The sequence below is a fragment of the Agromyces sp. CCNWLW203 genome (assembly GCF_036576125.1).
In the GTDB taxonomy this organism is placed as follows: Bacteria; Actinomycetota; Actinomycetes; order Actinomycetales; family Microbacteriaceae; genus Agromyces.
The window spans coordinates 111037-126975 of the sequence record NZ_JAZHYX010000003.1; the positions used below are offsets into that span (position 1 = coordinate 111037).

At 69.9% G+C, this 15939-nt stretch carries 14 protein-coding genes; 8 read left to right on the forward strand and 6 right to left on the reverse strand.

Annotation, left to right across the window (positions count from 1 at the left end; all coding sequences use genetic code 11):
* Positions 1-87 precede the first annotated feature (87 nt).
* From VPH61_RS08690 to VPH61_RS08720, 7 genes are all read left to right on the forward strand, one after another.
* Positions 88-1749, forward strand: a complete 1662-nt coding sequence (locus VPH61_RS08690; RefSeq protein WP_442879076.1) for an ABC transporter substrate-binding protein — start codon at positions 88-90, stop codon at positions 1747-1749.
* A complete protein-coding gene (locus tag VPH61_RS08695) occupies positions 1727-2710 on the forward strand; it encodes an ABC transporter permease (protein WP_332063113.1) in 984 nt (327 codons plus the stop codon). Before VPH61_RS08690 ends, VPH61_RS08695 begins: the two co-directional genes overlap by 23 nt.
* Entirely contained in the window at positions 2707-3582 is an 876-nt protein-coding gene (locus VPH61_RS08700; RefSeq protein WP_442879077.1) for an ABC transporter permease, read from the forward strand. Before VPH61_RS08695 ends, VPH61_RS08700 begins: the two co-directional genes overlap by 4 nt.
* Positions 3579-5246 carry an ABC transporter ATP-binding protein gene (locus tag VPH61_RS08705; RefSeq protein ID WP_332063114.1) on the forward strand — a complete coding sequence of 556 codons (1668 nt, stop codon included), beginning with the start codon at positions 3579-3581 and terminating at the stop codon, positions 5244-5246. Before VPH61_RS08700 ends, VPH61_RS08705 begins: the two co-directional genes overlap by 4 nt.
* 125 nt (positions 5247-5371) lie before the next feature.
* Positions 5372-7954: a valine--tRNA ligase gene (gene valS / locus VPH61_RS08710; RefSeq protein WP_332063115.1), complete on the forward strand. Its 2583-nt coding sequence runs from the start codon at positions 5372-5374 to the stop codon at positions 7952-7954.
* A gap of 8 nt (positions 7955-7962) precedes the next feature.
* A complete protein-coding gene (locus tag VPH61_RS08715) occupies positions 7963-8409 on the forward strand; it encodes a GNAT family N-acetyltransferase (protein ID WP_332063116.1) in 447 nt (148 codons plus the stop codon).
* Positions 8409-8633 (forward strand): hypothetical protein, encoded by a 225-nt coding sequence (locus VPH61_RS08720; RefSeq protein ID WP_332063117.1) that lies wholly within the window; start codon positions 8409-8411, stop codon positions 8631-8633. Before VPH61_RS08715 ends, VPH61_RS08720 begins: the two co-directional genes overlap by 1 nt.
* A gap of 39 nt (positions 8634-8672) precedes the next feature.
* Here VPH61_RS08720 and VPH61_RS08725 read toward each other — a convergent pair whose 3' ends face one another.
* Positions 8673-9500, reverse strand: coding sequence for a methyltransferase domain-containing protein (locus VPH61_RS08725; protein WP_332063118.1), 828 nt, complete (start codon positions 9498-9500; stop codon positions 8673-8675).
* 53 nt (positions 9501-9553) lie between these two features.
* Between VPH61_RS08725 and VPH61_RS08730 the strand changes: the two genes are divergently transcribed.
* Complete coding sequence (locus VPH61_RS08730) at positions 9554-11599, forward strand: M3 family metallopeptidase (protein WP_332063119.1); 2046 nt, start codon at positions 9554-9556, stop codon at positions 11597-11599.
* A gap of 74 nt (positions 11600-11673) precedes the next feature.
* On the opposite strand, the gene VPH61_RS08735 is transcribed toward VPH61_RS08730, so the two are convergent.
* From VPH61_RS08735 to sufB, 5 genes are read right to left on the reverse strand one after another with little or no spacing between them, the layout of a single operon-like run.
* Positions 11674-12003 carry a metal-sulfur cluster assembly factor gene (locus tag VPH61_RS08735; RefSeq protein WP_332063120.1) on the reverse strand — a complete coding sequence of 110 codons (330 nt, stop codon included), beginning with the start codon at positions 12001-12003 and terminating at the stop codon, positions 11674-11676.
* A 20-nt stretch (positions 12004-12023) separates the two neighbouring features.
* Positions 12024-12803: a Fe-S cluster assembly ATPase SufC gene (sufC, locus tag VPH61_RS08740; RefSeq protein ID WP_332063121.1), complete on the reverse strand. Its 780-nt coding sequence runs from the start codon at positions 12801-12803 to the stop codon at positions 12024-12026.
* Between the two features lie 53 nt (positions 12804-12856).
* Entirely contained in the window at positions 12857-13183 is a 327-nt protein-coding gene (locus VPH61_RS08745; RefSeq protein ID WP_332063122.1) for a non-heme iron oxygenase ferredoxin subunit, read from the reverse strand.
* Position 13184: 1 nt separating this feature from the next.
* Entirely contained in the window at positions 13185-14354 is a 1170-nt protein-coding gene (gene sufD / locus VPH61_RS08750; RefSeq protein WP_332063123.1) for a Fe-S cluster assembly protein SufD, read from the reverse strand.
* A 14-nt stretch (positions 14355-14368) separates the two neighbouring features.
* Entirely contained in the window at positions 14369-15787 is a 1419-nt protein-coding gene (gene sufB, locus VPH61_RS08755) for a Fe-S cluster assembly protein SufB (protein WP_332063124.1), read from the reverse strand.
* Between the last annotated feature and the right edge of the window lie 152 nt (positions 15788-15939).

Genomic DNA, 15939 nt, shown 5'->3' on the forward strand with positions numbered 1-15939 from the left:
GCTTGTCGTCGCCGTTTCTCACTGTCAGGATGAGTTCGGGCCCACGCCGACGCGAGCCCGCCCAGATCCCCCACCGCAAGGACCCCGATGCCTGCTGCACCCGTGACCAGCTCCCCGAACCTGCGACGGCTCGGCATCGCCGCCGTGGCCGTCGTCTCGACGATCGCGCTCGCCGCATGCCAGGCACCCGCACCCGAGGCATCCGGCGAACCGGTCTCGGGCGGCACCCTCGTCTACGCGAGCGGTGACGCGGAGCCCACGTGCCTCGACCCGCACGTCGGGGGCAACTACCCGCAGGCCCTGCTCGCCGGGCAGTTCCTCGAGTCCCTGGTCTCGCGTGACGAGACGGGCGAGATCATCCCGTGGCTCGCGGAGTCGTGGACGGCATCCGACGACGGCCTCTCGTGGGAGTTCACGCTCCGCGACGACGTCGCCTTCACCGACGGCACGCCCCTCGACGCCGAAGCGGTCAAGGTCAACGTCGAGCACCTGAAGGATCCGGCAACCCAGTCGTCGACGGGCTACCTCGCGCTCGGCAAGGTCGACCACGTCGAGGTCGTCGACGATCTGGTCGCGCGTTTCGTGATGAGCGCGCCCGACAGCGCCCTGCTCGAGTCGCTCACGCAGCCCTGGAACGCCATCCAGTCGCCGGCCGGAATCGCCCGCGGCATGGACGAGAACTGCCAGGCACCGATCGGCACCGGTCCGTTCATCGTCGACGAGTGGGTCAAGCAAGACCATGTCTCGCTCGTGCGCAACGACGACTACACCTCGCCGCCGGCGGATGCCGCGCACGAGGGCCCCGCGTACCTCGAGGCGATCGACTGGCGCTTCGTTCCCGACTCGGCGTCGCGCTACGCGGCCCTGCAGGCCGGACAGGTCGACGTCATCGACAATCCCCAGCCCGACACGATCTCGGCGGCGAAGTCGAACGACGCGCTCGTCTGGCTCGACGCCCCGCGCCCGGGTGCGGCCAACCGCATCGAACTCAACTCGGGCCAGGCGCCGTTCGACGACGAACGGGTGCGCGAGGCGTTCATCCGCGCGGTGGAGGTCGACGAGGGCATCGACACGTTGTTCTTCGGCACGGCCGAACGCTCGTACTCGCCCCTCTCCTCGGTCGAGTCGGTCGCCTACTCCGACGAGAAGCTCTTCGCGCCCGACCTCGACCGCGCGAACGAGCTCCTCGACGAGGCCGGCTGGAGCGAACGAGACGCCGACGGCTACCGCGTGCGCGACGGCGCCCGGCTGACGCTGCGCTTCCCGGTCAGCACCAATCAGTCGATCCCGGCCGAGCAGTCGCTCTTCGAGCAGGTGCAGGCGACCGCGAAGGCGGCCGGGTTCGAGGTCGTCATCGAACTGCTCGACCTGTCGGGCTGGTACGGCGCACTCGCGGCCCACGAGTACGAGATCGTCAGCGCCCCGTACACGAAGGTCGGCCCCGACGTGCTCCGCATCCTGTACCACTCCGACAGCATCACGCCGGCTCCGAGCGGCTACTTCGCGAACCTCTCGCAGCTGAACGACCCCGGGGTCGACGCACTGCTGGCCGAGGCGGCATCCACCAGCGACCCCGAGGCTCGTGCAGCGAGCTACAACGAGGCGCAGCGACTCATCCTCGGCGGGTACTACCTGCTGCCCCTCTACGACCAGCAGAACAGCTTCCTGATGAGCACGTCGGTGCAGGGCGCGCGAGCGCTGCCGACCGTGTCGACGCCGACCTTCTATGACTCCTGGCTCGCCGGCTGATCCGCCGAGCCGCGTCGACGGCGCGATCCTTCGCCGCACCGGCCTCCTCGTGGCCGGTGCGGTGTTCGTACTGTGGGCGGTGGCGAGCCTCACCTTCTTCGCGATCCGCCTGATCCCCGGTGACCCGGCGCAGGCGATCCTCGGCGGGCCGGGTTCGCAGGCCTCGCAGGAGGCCCTCGACCAGGTTCGCCGCGATTACGGGCTCGATCAGCCGCTCCTCGTGCAGTACCTCGCGATGCTCGGTCGCCTCATCACCGGCGACCTCGGCACCTCGTATGCGCTGAAGGTGCCGGTGGCCGAGCTGCTCGGGGCACAGCTCGGCGCCACCCTGCTGCTCGCGACGCTCGCACTCGCGCTCGCCTGGCTGCTCGCGCTCGGCCTCGCGATCTGGTCGACCGGCCGGGGGCGCGTCGCCTCGGCACTCGGCGAGGGCATCGAGATCACGGCGGCGGCGCTGCCCCACTTCTGGCTCGCGGCCGTGCTGATCGCGGTGTTCAGCACGGCGCTCGGCTGGCTGCCACCGGTGGCGACCGGCACCCCGAGCGGCCTCGTGCTGCCGGTCGTGACCCTCGCCGTTCCGCTCGCAGGCTTCCTCGCGCAGGTCATGCGCGAGAGCCTCCTCGACACGATGCAGCAGCCGTTCGTCGTCTCCGCCCGCGCCCGGGGCGAGAGCGCACTCGGCGTGCGACTTCGGCACACCATCCGTCACGCGGCGCTGCCTGCGATCAGCCTCTCGGGTTGGGCCCTCGGCTGGCTGCTCTCGGGCGCGGTCGTGGTCGAGACGATCTTCGCGATGCCCGGGCTCGGACGCACCCTGTTGCAGGCCGTCACGCTCCGCGACATCCCGGTCGTCACCGGGGTCGTGCTGCTGGTGGCGCTCGTCTACGTGCTGATGACGGTGCTCACCGACGTCGTGTCGCGCGTCGCCGACCCGCGACTCCGCCAGGAGGGCGCACGATGAGCGAACTCGAACTGCGCCAGACGACGGTCGAGGCATCCGCAAGCCATGCCGTGATCCGGCGGCGAGGCCGGATGCCGCGGGCCGGCACGCTGGTCTCGGGGGCGTTCGTGCTCTTCCTCGTCGCCGCGACCGTCGCCCCGGCGCTCATCGCGACCCAGGATCCCAATCAGATCGCCCCCGGCGACGCGTTCTCGGCACCGTCGACCGCGCACTGGTTCGGCACCGACGAGTCGGGGCGAGACATCTACAGCCGCGTCGTCGCCGGCACCGGCACCTCCCTGCTGATCGGCGTCACGGCGACGGCCATCGGCCTCGCGCTCGGACTCGTGCTCGGCGTGCTCGCGAGCTTCGGCGGCCGCATCGCGGACTTCGGCGTCAGCCGACTCGTCGAGGTGCTCTTCGCGTTCCCGGGCCTGCTCCTTGCCCTGCTCGTGATCGTCGTCTACGGGCCCGGCCCCGTGACCGCCACGATCGCCGTCGGGCTCTCGACCGCGCCCGGGTATGCCCGCATCATCCGCGGACAGCTCGTGTCGATCCGCTCCTCGCAGTACGTCGAGGCTGCGCGAGTACTCGGTCGCACGCCAGGGCGCATCCTGGGCCGGCACGTGCTGCCGAACGCGCTGATCCCGCTGTTCGTGCTCGCGACGCTCGGCATCGGCCAGGCCATCGTCTGGGCGTCCGCCCTCAGCTACCTCGGCCTCGGCGCGCAGCCCCCGGCCGCGGAGTGGGGCGCGATGCTCGCCGCCGGGCGCACGTATCTGGCGACCGCGTGGTGGATGACGGTCTTCCCCGGGCTCATGATCGTCGGCACGACGATCGCCACCACCGTGCTCGGCCGGGCGATGACGAGACGCGGACGGAGCGGACGATGACGGATGCCGCAGAACCGGCGCTGGGTCCTTCGCTCACGCCGGTGCTCGACGTGGCGGCGCTGCGCGTCGCCTTCGGCGCGACGGAGGTCGTGCGCGGCGTCGACCTCACGATCCTGCCGGGCGAGTGCGTTGCGATCGTCGGCGAATCCGGCTCCGGCAAGTCGGTCACGGCACGAGCGCTCCTCGGCATGGCCGGAGCCGATTCGCGCACGAGCTCGGAGCGCTTGGTCGTCGCCGGCCAGGAACTCGGCGCGGCGAACGAGCGAACGTGGCGCGGGGTCCGCGGAGCGCGCGCGGGCCTGATCCTGCAGGACGCACTCGTCTCGCTCGACCCGCTGCGACCCGTCGGGCGCGAGATCGACGACCCCCTGCGCATCCATCGACGGATGTCGCCGGCCGAACGCCGCACCCGAGTGCTCGAGTTGCTCGCCGAGGTCGGCATGCCCGACCCGGTGCTCGCGGCGGGCCGCCGATCGGGCGAGCTCTCGGGCGGGCTCCGCCAGCGCGCCCTCATCGCGAGCGCGATCGCCCTCGATCCGCCGCTCCTCATCGCCGACGAGCCCACGACCGCGCTCGACGTCACGGTGCAGGCGCGCATCCTCGCGCTGATCGCGGGCATCCGTGAACGCGGCACGGGGGCGCTGCTCATCAGCCACGACCTCGCCGTCGTCGCCCGGCTCGCCGACCGGGTGCTCGTCATGCGCGACGGCGAGATCATCGAGCAGGGCAGCGCGCAGGAGGTCTTGGAGGACCCGCGCGAGCGGTACACGAAGGCGCTCATCGCGGCGGTTCCGGCGGATTCACCGCGCGGTGCGAGGCTGTCCTCGCCGGAGTCGGGCATCATCGCGGCGCCAAGCGCCGCGCCGGTCGCGATGTCGGTGCGCACACCCTCCTCGCCGGCCGGCACCGGCGCTCCTCTTCTCACGATCGATCATGTGACGAAGACCTTCCCCGTGCCCGGAGGCCGGTTCACGGCGGTCGACGACGTCTCGCTCTCGCTTCGGCGAGGCGAGACCCTCGGACTCGTCGGCGAGTCGGGGTCGGGCAAGACGACGGTCGCCCGCCTCGCCCTGGCGCTCACTCGACCCGACCACGGCACTGTGCTCCTCGACGGCCAGGAGTGGTCGGCGCTCGACGAGCGCCGCAGGCGACCGGCACGCCACCGCATCGGTGCGATCTACCAGGACCCGCTCAGCTCGTTCGATCCGCGCTGGAACGTGCGGCGCATCCTCGCCGATGCCGCCGCCGGCGGGCGCCCCGATGCTCGCACGCCGTCGACCGGCGAACTGCTCGATCAGGTCGGGCTCGCGGCATCCGTCGCCGACCGTCGGCCGCTGAACCTCTCTGGCGGGCAGCGTCAGCGGGTCTCGATCGCTCGCGCCCTCGCGGCTTCGCCCGACGTGCTCATCTGCGACGAACCCGTCTCCGCGCTCGATGTCACCATCCAGGCGCAGATCCTCGACCTCCTCGACGAGCTGCAGCGCGAGCGCGGGCTCGCCCTGCTCTTCATCTCCCACGACCTCGGCGTGGTGCGCCACATGGCCGACCATGTCGCTGTGATGCGCGCGGGTCGTGTCGTCGAGACCGGCGACGCCGAACGGGTCTTCGTGCGGCCGGAGCATCCGTACACCGCCCAGCTGGTGGCCGACGCACCCCGTCTCTGAACCGCCCCCGCCGATGCCGCCGGGTCGTTCACGCGGCCGGCAGCGCGCACTCCGATAGGCTGGATCGTCGCACATTCAGGCACCTCACCACCGACACGGTGCCGCATACATCGAACCGGAGCATCATGACCGACACCGCGCGCATTCCTGACAAGCCCGCCCTCGAAGGCCTCGAATCGGTCTGGGGAGGCGCCTGGGAGCGCGAGGGGACGTATCGGTTCGACCGCGCGTCCGCGACTCGCGAGTGCATCTACTCGATCGACACTCCCCCGCCGACGGCCTCGGGTTCGCTGCACATCGGCCACGTGTTCTCGTACACCCACACCGACGTCGTCGCCCGCTTCCAGCGCATGCGCGGCAAGAGCGTCTTCTACCCGATGGGCTGGGACGACAATGGCCTGCCGACCGAGCGCCGCGTGCAGAACTACTACGGCGTGCGTTGCGACCCCACGCTCGCCTACGTCGACGGCTTCGTGCCGCCGTTCGAGGGCGGCGACGGCAAGTCGACGAAGGCCGCCGACCAGGTGCCGATCAGCCGCCGCAACTTCATCGAGCTGTGCGAGCGCCTGACCGTCGAAGACGAGCAGCAGTTCGAGGCGCTGTGGCGTCAGCTCGGCCTCTCGGTCGACTGGACCCAGACCTACCGCACGATCGGCGACGAGTCGCTCTTCGCCTCGCAGCTCGCCTTCGTGCGCAACGTCGAGCGCGGCGAGGCCTACCAGGCGCTCGCGCCGACCCTCTGGGACGTCACGTTCCGCACCGCCGTCGCCCAGGCCGAGCTCGAGGACCGTGAACAGCCGGGCCACTACCACCGCGTCTCGTTCCACCGCCCCGACGGCGGAATCATCGAGATCGAGACCAGCCGTCCAGAGCTCATCCCCGCGTGCGTGGCCCTCGTCGCCCACCCCGACGACGAGCGCTACCAGCCGCTCTTCGGCACGACCGTCACGTCGCCCGTCTTCGGCGTCGAGGTGCCCGTCCTCGCCCACCACCTCGCCCAGAAGGACAAGGGCACCGGCATCGCCATGATCTGCACGTTCGGCGACATCACCGACGTCGTGTGGTGGCGCGAGCTCGACCTGCCGAACCGCGCGATCATCGGCTTCGACGGCCGCGTCATCGCGGAGGCTCCCGAGGTCATCACCTCCGAGGCGGGCAAGGCGGCGTTCGCCGAGCTCGCCGGCAAGACCACGTTCTCGGCGAAGCAGGCCGTCGTGCAGCAGCTCCGCGACTCGGGCGACCTGCTCGCCGACCCGAAGTCGATCACCCACCCCGTCAAGTTCTTCGAGAAGGGCGACAAGCCACTCGAGATCGTCTCGACGCGCCAGTGGTACATCCGCAACGGCGCGCGCGACGAGGCGCTGCGCGAGCGACTCCTCGCGCACGGGCGCGAGATCGACTGGCACCCCGACTTCATGCGCGTGCGCTACGAGAACTGGGTCGGCGGCCTGTCGGGCGACTGGCTCGTCTCCCGCCAGCGCTTCTTCGGCGTGCCGATCCCGGTCTGGTACCCGCTCGACGCAGCCGGCGACCCGAAGTTCGACGAGCCGATCGTCGCGACCCGCGAGATGCTGCCGGTCGACCCATCATCGGCGGCCGCACCGGGCTTCGACGAGTCGCAGCGCGGACAGGCCGGCGGCTTCATCGGCGAGCACGACGTCATGGACACCTGGGCAACGTCGTCGCTGACCCCGCAGCTCGCGGGCGGCTGGGAGCGCGACCCCGAGCTCTTCGACCTCGTCTTCCCCTACTCGCTGCGCCCGCAGGGTCAGGACATCATCCGCACGTGGCTGTTCTCGACGACGCTCCGCGCCGAGCTCGAGCACGGCGTGGCGCCCTGGGCGAACGCCTCCATCTCGGGCTTCATCGTCGACCCCGACCGCAAGAAGATGTCGAAGTCGAAGGGCAACGTCGTGACGCCCGCCGGGCTCCTCGACCAGCACGGCTCCGACGCGGTGCGCTACTGGGCTGCGTCCTCGCGCCTCGGCACCGACGCGGCCTTCGACCCGCAGAACCCGACGCAGGTCAAGATCGGCCGCCGCCTCGCCATCAAGGTGCTGAACGCGGCGAAGTTCATCCTCGGCTTCGAGGGCGCTGCGGATGCCGCTGTGACCGTGCCCGTCGACCGCAGCATGCTCGCCGAGCTCGCGGGCGTCGTCGAGCGCGCCACCCGCTCGCTCGAGGCCTACGACCACGCCCGAGCCCTCGAACTCGCCGAGACGTTCTTCTGGACGTTCTGCGACGACTATCTCGAGCTCGTGAAGGAGCGCGCCTATGGCGAGCCGAGCCCTGAGCAGGCCTCGGCCGTCGCGGCGCTGAAGACCGCGCTCGGCGTGCTCCTCCGGCTCTTCGCCCCCGTCATCCCGTTCGCGACCGAAGAGGCGTGGCGCTGGTCGCACGACGGCTCGGTGCACGTGGCATCGTGGCCGACCATCGACGAGCTCGCCGCCCGCGGCGAAGCGGGCGTCGAGCTGCTCGAGCTCGCGGGCCTCGCGCTCACCGGCATCCGCCGGGCGAAGACCGACGCGAAGGCGTCGCAGAAGACGCCCGTGACGAGCGCCGTGATCGCAGCACCCGCCGTGACGCTCGCACTGCTCGAGTCGGTCGCATCAGATCTGCGTGCGGTGGGGCGCATCGCCGAGCTCGGCTTCATCGAGGCCGAGTCATTCGAAGTCCGCGACGTCGTCTTCGAGGCGCCGTCGGAATAGGGGGAACCATGAATTACGAGATCAGACCGGCCGGTGACGACGACTTCTTCGGATGGCTGCCGCTGTTCGAGGCGTACTGCCGCTTCTACGAGACCGAGCTCGACGACGCGAAGGCGCTCATCGTCTGGAACTGGATCCGCGATGAGGCGGAGCCGCTGCAGGCCGCACTCGCCGTCGACGACGAGGGCCGGCCCGTCGGGCTCGCCCACTACCGCGCGGTGCCGCACTCGCTGACGGCCACCCGGGGCATGTTCCTCGACGACCTCTACGTCGACGAGGGCGCGCGCGGCTCAGGCATCGGGCGGGCGCTCATCGAGTTCGTGCACGCGCGTGCGGCCGAGATAGGCCAGGGCGGCGTCAGCTGGATCACAGCCGACGACAACACGCCGGCGCAGCAGGTCTACGACCAGCTCGCCAGACGCACCAGCTGGGTCACCTACGAGATGGACGCCTGATGCGTCTCGGCACGCGCTGGGCGTTCGGGGCGGTGCCGCCGGCATCCGTGCCGAACGAACTGCGTGAGCGCATCGCGGCCGCCGAGACGGCCTTCACGGGCGACGGCGCGAACCGCCACTGGACCCTCACCTGGCTCGAGGGCCGGCCGATCGCCGAACTCGACGACGGCACGGTCGTGCGCGACACGATCGTCGACGCGCACGACGCCGACGAGGACTGGTAGCGGGCGCTCAGCTCCAGGAGTTGCGCCGAGGCGCTCGCTCTACGCCCGGGCGATGATCTCGCTGTGCGGCATGAGCAGCCAGCCGTCGTCGTCGGCCGCCCAGGCGCGCCATGCGCCGGCGATGGCACGGAGCTCCTGTACGTCGGCGTGGCCCGACTCGATCGCGTGGGCGGCGAACTGCGACTCCGTCGCGCGCTCGGCCCAGGCACCGCCCCACCACTCGCGTTCGAGCGCCGTGGAGAACACCCACACGGTACCGGTCGTCTCGATGTCGATGAACCCCGCCTCGCGTGCCCAGGTCTTCAGGTGCCGCCCGGCGTCGGGCTCGCCGCCGTTCCACTGGTGCACCGCGTGATAGAGCTCGAGCCACCGGGTGAGACCGGGCGAGACCGGGTTCCAGATCACGCCGCCGTAGTCGACGTCGCGAGCGGCGACGAGCCCGCCGGGCTTCGTGACCCGTCGGAGCTCGCGCAGCGCGTCGACCGGTCGTGCGAGGTGCTGCAGCACCTGGTGGGCGTGCACGACGTCGAAGGTGTCGTCGTCGAAGTCGAGCGCGTAGGCGTCGCCGACCGCGAACTCCACGTTCGCCACTCCCTCGCTCTCGGCGAGACCGGCAGCGGCAGCGACCACGTCGGCCGAGGCGTCGATACCGACGACCGTCCCGGGGCGCACGCGACGCGCGAGGTCGATCGTGATCGTGCCGGGGCCGCTGCCGACGTCGAGCACGCGCATTCCCTCGTGCAGATGGGGCAGGAGGTAGGCCGCCGAATTGTCGACCGTGCGCCAGGAGTGCGTGCGCAGCACGCTCGCATGGTGGCCATGCGTGTACGCGTCTCGGAGACCGGGTGCGGGGCGTTCGGTGCTCATGTTCCGAGCCTAGGCTCCTGCCCGCTCGTGTGACAGCGAACTACGGTGGACGGATGACCGAGCACTCCAATCCGTTCCTCGAGCCGAGTCCGCTGCCCTACCGGCTCCCGCTCTTCGCACTCATCCGCCCCGAGCATTATCGGGAGGCGATCGAGGCGGGCATGCGCGAGCAGCGCCAGGCGGTCGAGGCGATCGCAACGGATGCCGCGCCGCCCACGTTCGAGAACACCGTCGTCGCCCTCGAGCGCTCGGGAGCGCTGCTGCGACGCGTGCTCCCGGTGTTCGAGAATGCGAGCTCGGCCGACAGCGACGCCGCGATCGACGCCATCGAGGTCGAGTTCGCGCCGCTGCTGTCGGCCCACCACGACGCGATCCGCCTCGATCCGCGGCTCTACGCCCGACTCGCCGAGCTGCACGCCGCCCGCGGCTCGCTCGAGCTCGATGCGGAGTCGGCGGAGCTGCTCGACCGGTTCCACCGCACCGCGACCCTCGCCGGCGCCGCTCTCGGCGAGGCCGATCGCGACGAGCTCACGGCACGGGGCACCCGCCTCTCCGAGCTGACAACGGCGTTCCAGCAGCATCTGCTCGCCGACGCGAACGACCTCGCGCTGCATCTGACCGACCCCGACGACCTCGCCGGACTCGACGAGGGCCGGCGCTCCGCCGCGCGCGAGGCCGCACTCGCGCGCGGTCTCGACGGCTGGCTCATCACGCTCGTGCTGCCGACCGGCCAGCCGACGCTCGCGTCCCTCGAGCGCGATGCGGTGCGCGACCGCCTGTTCATCGCGTCGCGGTCGCGCGGATGCCGCGGCGGCGCCCACGACACCCGCGACACCCTTCTCGAGATCGCGCGACTCCGCGCCGAGCGCGCGGCCCTGCTCGGCTTCGACGACCATGCCGCAGCGGTCACCGTCGATGAGACGGCCGGCACGCCCGAGGCGGTCGCCGAGTTGCTCGAACGACTCGTGCCCGCCGCGACGGCGAACGCCCGGCGCGAAGGGCTCGCCCTCGCCGAGCAGGCGGCAGTCGACGGCCGCCGTGCGGTCGCGGCATCCGACTGGGCCCTGCTGAGCGAAGCGGTGCGACGCGAGCGGTACGCGGCCGACCTCGAGGAGATGCGCCCGTACCTGGAGTTCGATCGGGTGCTGACGCGGGGCGTGTTCCACGCTGCGCACCTGCTCTACGGGCTCACGTTCGAAGAGCGCACCGATCTCGTCGGCTACCATCCCGAGACCCGCGTGTTCGAGGTGTTCGAAGAGGACGGAACACCCGTCGGCCTCTACCTGCTCGACCTCTACACACGCGACTCGAAGCGGGGCGGTGCGTGGATGAGCGCGCTCGTCGAGCAGTCGAAGCTCGAGGGCACGCTGCCGGTCGTCGTCAACAACATGAACGTCGCCCGGCCGGCCGCCGGCGAACCGACCCTGCTCACGCTCGACGAGACCGAGACCCTCTTCCACGAGTTCGGCCACGCGCTGCACGGACTGCTCTCGAACGTCGTGCACGCCTCGATGTCGGGCACGAACGTGTACCGCGACTTCGTCGAGCTGCCGAGCCAGGTCAACGAGCTGTGGGTGCTGCGGCCCGAGGTGCTCGGCGAGTACGCGGTGCATCACGAGACCGGCGATCGGATGCCGCAGCAGCTCGTCGATCGGCTACTGGCGTCGCGCACGTTCAACGAGGGGTTCTCGACCACCGAGTACCTCGCAGCGGCCGTGCTCGACCAGGCGTGGCACCGACTCTCCCCCGCCGAGGCCGAGGCCGTCACCGACGTCGCCGAGTTCGAGCACCGAGCACTCGCTGCGGCCGGGCTCGACGACCCCCTCGTGCCGCCGCGCTACTCGAGCACCTACTTCGCACACGTCTTCGCGGGCGGATACGACGCAGGGTACTACTCGTACATCTGGAGCGAGGTACCCGGCGCCGACATCATGGCGTGGTTCGAGGCGAACGGCGGTGCCACGCGCGAGAACGGTGCGCGGTACCGCACCGAGATCCTCGCCGTCGGCGGGTCCCGCGACCCGCGAGAGTCGATCCGGCGCCTCCTCGGGCGCGAACCCGAGATCGGCGCACTCCTCGAGCGCCGCGGGCTCGCCTGAGACGGCGGATGCCCCGTGCAGCCCGCTGCACGGGGCATCCGAAGGTGTCGAGCTGGTGGCTCGGATCGCGAGACTCAGATCGCGAAGCCGAGCGCCCGCATCATGTCGCGGCCGTCGTCGGTGATGCGCTCGGGGCCCCACGGCGGCATCCACACCCAGTTGATGCGGAAGGCGTCGACGGTGCCGTCGAGCGCCTCGGCCGTCTGCTCCTCGATGACGTCGGTGAGCGGGCATCCGGCGCTCGTGAGCGTCATGTGGATCACCAGTGCGTCGTTCTCGTCGTCCCAGCCGAGGTCGTAGATGAGGCCGAGGTCGACGATGTTGACCCCGAGCTCGGGGTCCATGACGTCTTTCAGCGCTTCTTCGACCTCGTCGTAGCGCTCTGGTGCGAGGGAGGAGACCATGGTCGGATTCTACCCTCTGCCTATTCGGCCGAGGCCGCGGCCGCGGACTCCGCGACCTGGTAACGGTCGTAGCCCTCTTCTTCGAGACGGTCGGCGAGCTCTGCGCCGCCCTGCTCGGCGATCTTGCCCGCGACGAAGACGTGCACGAAGTCGGGCTTGATGTAGCGGAGGATGCGCGTGTAGTGCGTGATGAGCAGCACGCCGAGCCCGGTGTTCGAGTGCGCCCGGTTGACACCCTCGGAGACGATCTTCAGCGCGTCGACGTCGAGGCCCGAGTCGGTCTCGTCGAGCACGGCGAACTTCGGCTTCAGCAGTTCGAGCTGGAGGATCTCGTTGCGCTTCTTCTCGCCGCCCGAGAAGCCCTCGTTGACGTTGCGCTCGGCGAACGCCGAGTCCATCTTGAGGTTGCCCATCGACTCGCGCACGTCCTTGATCCAGCCGCGGATCGAGGGCGCCTCGCCGTCGATCGCCGTCTTGGCGGTGCGGAGGAAGTTGGTGACGGTCACGCCGGGGATCTCGACGGGGTACTGCATCGCGAGGAAGAGGCCCGCGCGTGCACGCTCGTCGACCGACATGTCGAGCACGTTCTCGCCGTCGAGGAGGATCTCGCCCTCGACGACCTGGTACTTGGGGTGACCGGCGATCGTGTAGGCGAGCGTCGACTTGCCCGAGCCGTTGGGGCCCATGATCGCGTGGATCTCGCCCTCGTTGATGACGAGGTCGACGCCGCGGAGGATCTCGCGCGTGCCCTGGTCGGTCTCGACGTTGACGTGGAGGTTCTTGATCTCGAGAACGGACATGTTCGTAGTGGTCTCTTTCGGTTGCCGGCCGTTCCGGGCCGGAGAAGGTTGGGTCAGACGGCCAGGGTGACCGCGGGATCGATGTGGACGTCGCCGTCCTTGAGCTCGACCTGGTACACCGGGACGGGCTCGTACGCGGGCAGCGTGAGCGGCTTGCCCGTCTTGAGGGAGAACATGGAGCCGTGCGCCCAGCACTCGAGGGTGTCGTCTTCCACGAAGCCCTCGGCCAGCGAGATGTCGCCGTGCGTGCAGGTGTCGCCGATGGCGAAGACGTCACCCGCGGCGTCCTTCACGACCGCGATGGGAACGCCCTCGAGCACGAAGCGCGAAGCCTGGTTGACGGCGAGGTCGTCGATGGCGCACACACGCACGGATGTCACGTCAGCGACCTTCCAGTTCAGCCTCGATCGCCGCCGTGAGGCGGGCTTCGAGGTCGGCCGAGCCGATCTTCTGCACGATGTCGGTGAGGAAGCCGCGCACGACGAGGCGACGTGCCTCGTCTTCGCGGATGCCGCGTGCCATGAGGTAGAACAGCTGCTCGTCGTCGAAACGGCCCGTGGCACTCGCGTGACCGGCCCCCTCGATGTCGCCTGTCTCGATCTCGAGGTTCGGCACGGAGTCGGCGCGGGTGCCCTCGGTGAGCACGAGGTTGCGGTTCTGCTCGTAACTGTCGGTGCCGACCGCCGCGTTGCCGATGAGCACGTCGCCGATCCAGACGGTGCGAGCACCGGAGCCCTGCAGCGCGCCCTTGTAGGTCACGCGGCTCTTGGTGTGCGGTGCGTCGTGGTGCACGTAGACCTGCTGCTCGAGGTGCTGGCCTGCGTCGGCGAAGTAGAGGCCCAGGGCTTCGATGTCGGCGCCCTGCTCGGCCAGGTGGGTCGACGGGTTCACCCGCACGACCTTGCCGCCGAGCGAGACGACGATGTGCTTCAGGAATGCGTCGCGGCCGAGGCGGGCGAACTGGCTCGAAAGGTGCACGGCCTCGTCGTCCCACTCCTGCAGCGAGACGACCGTGAGGGATGCCCCGTCGCCGACCAGGATCTCGACGTTCTCGCTGAGGCGAGCCGCCCCCGTGCCGGCGAGCACGACGAAGCCGCGACTGTTCGGCGCCGCCTCGATCACGGTGTGCGCAGCGCGCGGGGTGTCGCCGAGGCCCGTGCGGGTCACGAACGCGATCTTCTCGTCTTCACCGGTGACGGAGACGAGGAGTGCCTCGTCGAACGTCGACCACGCGTTGGCGCTCGCGCGCTCCTCGGGCGTGCCCGCCGTGCCGATGCGGGAGTCGCCCCGCGGAATGTACGAGAACGCGATGCCCGCGGCATCCGTCGTCTCGATCGCGAGGCGCGAGCCGTCGAGCTCGCCGCTGATCAGGTCGGCGAAGGCCGCGATCGGCGAGAACTTCCACTCGTGCTCGCGACCGGTGACGGGCGCGAACTCGTCGACGTTCACCGAGCGGAACCGCTCGGAGCGGGTCTGCACCGGCACGAAGGCGCCGTCGGAGTGCGCGACGAGGCCGTGCTGGGCCGCAGTGGGCATGGCTGTGCTGGTCATCTGATCGGTCATTCCTAGCCGACGCTGCCTTCCATGCCCATCTCGATGAGCTTGTTGAGTTCCATCGCGTATTCCATGGGGAGCTCGCGCGCGATCGGCTCGATGAAGCCGCGCACGATCATCGACATGGCCTCGGTCTCGTCGATGCCGCGGCTCATCAGGTAGAAGAGCTGCTCCTCGCTGACCTTCGACACCGTCGCCTCGTGGCCGAGCTTCACGTCGTCGACGCGGATGTCGATCGCCGGATAGGTGTCGGAGCGGGAGATCGTGTCGACGAGCAGCGCGTCGCAGACGACGCTGTTCGCCGAGTGGTGGGCGTTGGCGTCGATGCGCACCTCGCCGCGATAGCCGGCCCGGCCGCCGCCGCGCGCGATCGACTTCGAGACGATCGACGACTGCGTGTACGGCGCCATGTGGATCATCTTCGCGCCGGCGTCCTGGTGCTGGCCCGGGCCCGCGAAGGCGACCGAGAGCGTCTCGCCCTTGGCGTGCTCGCCCATGAGGAAGATCGACGGGTACTTCATCGTGACCTTCGAGCCGATGTTGCCGTCGACCCACTCCATGGTGGCGCCTTCGGCGGCGGTCGCGCGCTTGGTCACGAGGTTGTAGACGTTGTTCGACCAGTTCTGGATCGTCGTGTAGCGCACGCGTGCGTCTTTCTTCACGATGATCTCGACGACGGCCGAGTGCAGCGAGTCGCTCTTGTAGATCGGTGCCGTGCAGCCCTCGATGTAGTGCACGTAGCTGCCCTCATCGGCGATGATCAGCGTGCGCTCGAACTGGCCCATGTTCTCGGTGTTGATGCGGAAGTAGGCCTGCAGCGGGATCTCGACGTGCACGCCCTTCGGCACGTAGACGAACGAACCGCCCGACCAGACGGCCGTGTTGAGCGCCGCGAACTTGTTGTCGCCCGCGGGGATGACGGTGCCGAAGTACTCCTCGAAGAACTCGGGGTGCTCCTTCAGCGCGGTGTCGGTGTCCATGAAGATGACGCCCTGGCGCTCGAGCTCTTCGTTGATCTGGTGGTAGACCACTTCGGACTCGTACTGGGCCGCGACGCCCGCGACGAGGCGCTGGCGCTCGGCCTCGGGGATGCCGAGCTTCTCGTACGTGTTCTTGATGTCGTCGGGCAGGTCCTCCCAGGTCTGGGCCTGCTTCTCGGTCGAGCGCACGAAGTACTTGATGTTGTCGAAGTCGATCTCCGACAGGTCGGCGCCCCAGGTGGGCATGGGCTTGCGCTCGAAGAGCTGCAGCGCGCGCTGGCGGCGCTGGAGCATCCATTCGGGTTCGCTCTTCAGCCCTGAGATGTCGGCGACCACCTCCGGCGAGATGCCGCGTCGGGCGGAAGCCCCCGCGGCGTCGGAGTCGGCCCAGCCGAACTCGTAGGTACCGAGTCCTTCGAGTTCCGGTCGGTCGATCAGTACGTCCGTCATGCTCTCCCTCTTCTCCTCCCGTGCAACCGGCTATCAGGCCGGCTCATTCCCCTCGTGAGTCGAGGTGCTCGTTGAGTGGGTGATGATGTGCCCGGTGGCGCTAGTGCCAACCTAAGATGGTATGCGGCCCGTGGCGCGCGATCTCGCGCGGT

Coding starts and splice junctions, on each gene's coding strand:
- VPH61_RS08730 (WP_332063119.1), top strand. CDS start 9,554: ATGACCGAGCACTCCAATCCGTTCCTCGAGCCGAGTCCGCTGCCCTAC.
- sufD (WP_332063123.1), bottom strand. CDS start 14,354: ATGACCAGCACAGCCATGCCCACTGCGGCCCAGCACGGCCTCGTCGCG.
- valS (WP_332063115.1), top strand. CDS start 5,372: ATGACCGACACCGCGCGCATTCCTGACAAGCCCGCCCTCGAAGGCCTC.
- VPH61_RS08735 (WP_332063120.1), bottom strand. CDS start 12,003: ATGGTCTCCTCCCTCGCACCAGAGCGCTACGACGAGGTCGAAGAAGCG.
- sufB (WP_332063124.1), bottom strand. CDS start 15,787: ATGACGGACGTACTGATCGACCGACCGGAACTCGAAGGACTCGGTACC.
- sufC (WP_332063121.1), bottom strand. CDS start 12,803: ATGTCCGTTCTCGAGATCAAGAACCTCCACGTCAACGTCGAGACCGAC.
- VPH61_RS08700 (WP_442879077.1), top strand. CDS start 2,707: ATGAGCGAACTCGAACTGCGCCAGACGACGGTCGAGGCATCCGCAAGC.
- VPH61_RS08705 (WP_332063114.1), top strand. CDS start 3,579: ATGACGGATGCCGCAGAACCGGCGCTGGGTCCTTCGCTCACGCCGGTG.
- VPH61_RS08690 (WP_442879076.1), top strand. CDS start 88: ATGCCTGCTGCACCCGTGACCAGCTCCCCGAACCTGCGACGGCTCGGC.
- VPH61_RS08725 (WP_332063118.1), bottom strand. CDS start 9,500: ATGAGCACCGAACGCCCCGCACCCGGTCTCCGAGACGCGTACACGCAT.
- VPH61_RS08695 (WP_332063113.1), top strand. CDS start 1,727: ATGACTCCTGGCTCGCCGGCTGATCCGCCGAGCCGCGTCGACGGCGCG.
- VPH61_RS08720 (WP_332063117.1), top strand. CDS start 8,409: ATGCGTCTCGGCACGCGCTGGGCGTTCGGGGCGGTGCCGCCGGCATCC.
- VPH61_RS08715 (WP_332063116.1), top strand. CDS start 7,963: ATGAATTACGAGATCAGACCGGCCGGTGACGACGACTTCTTCGGATGG.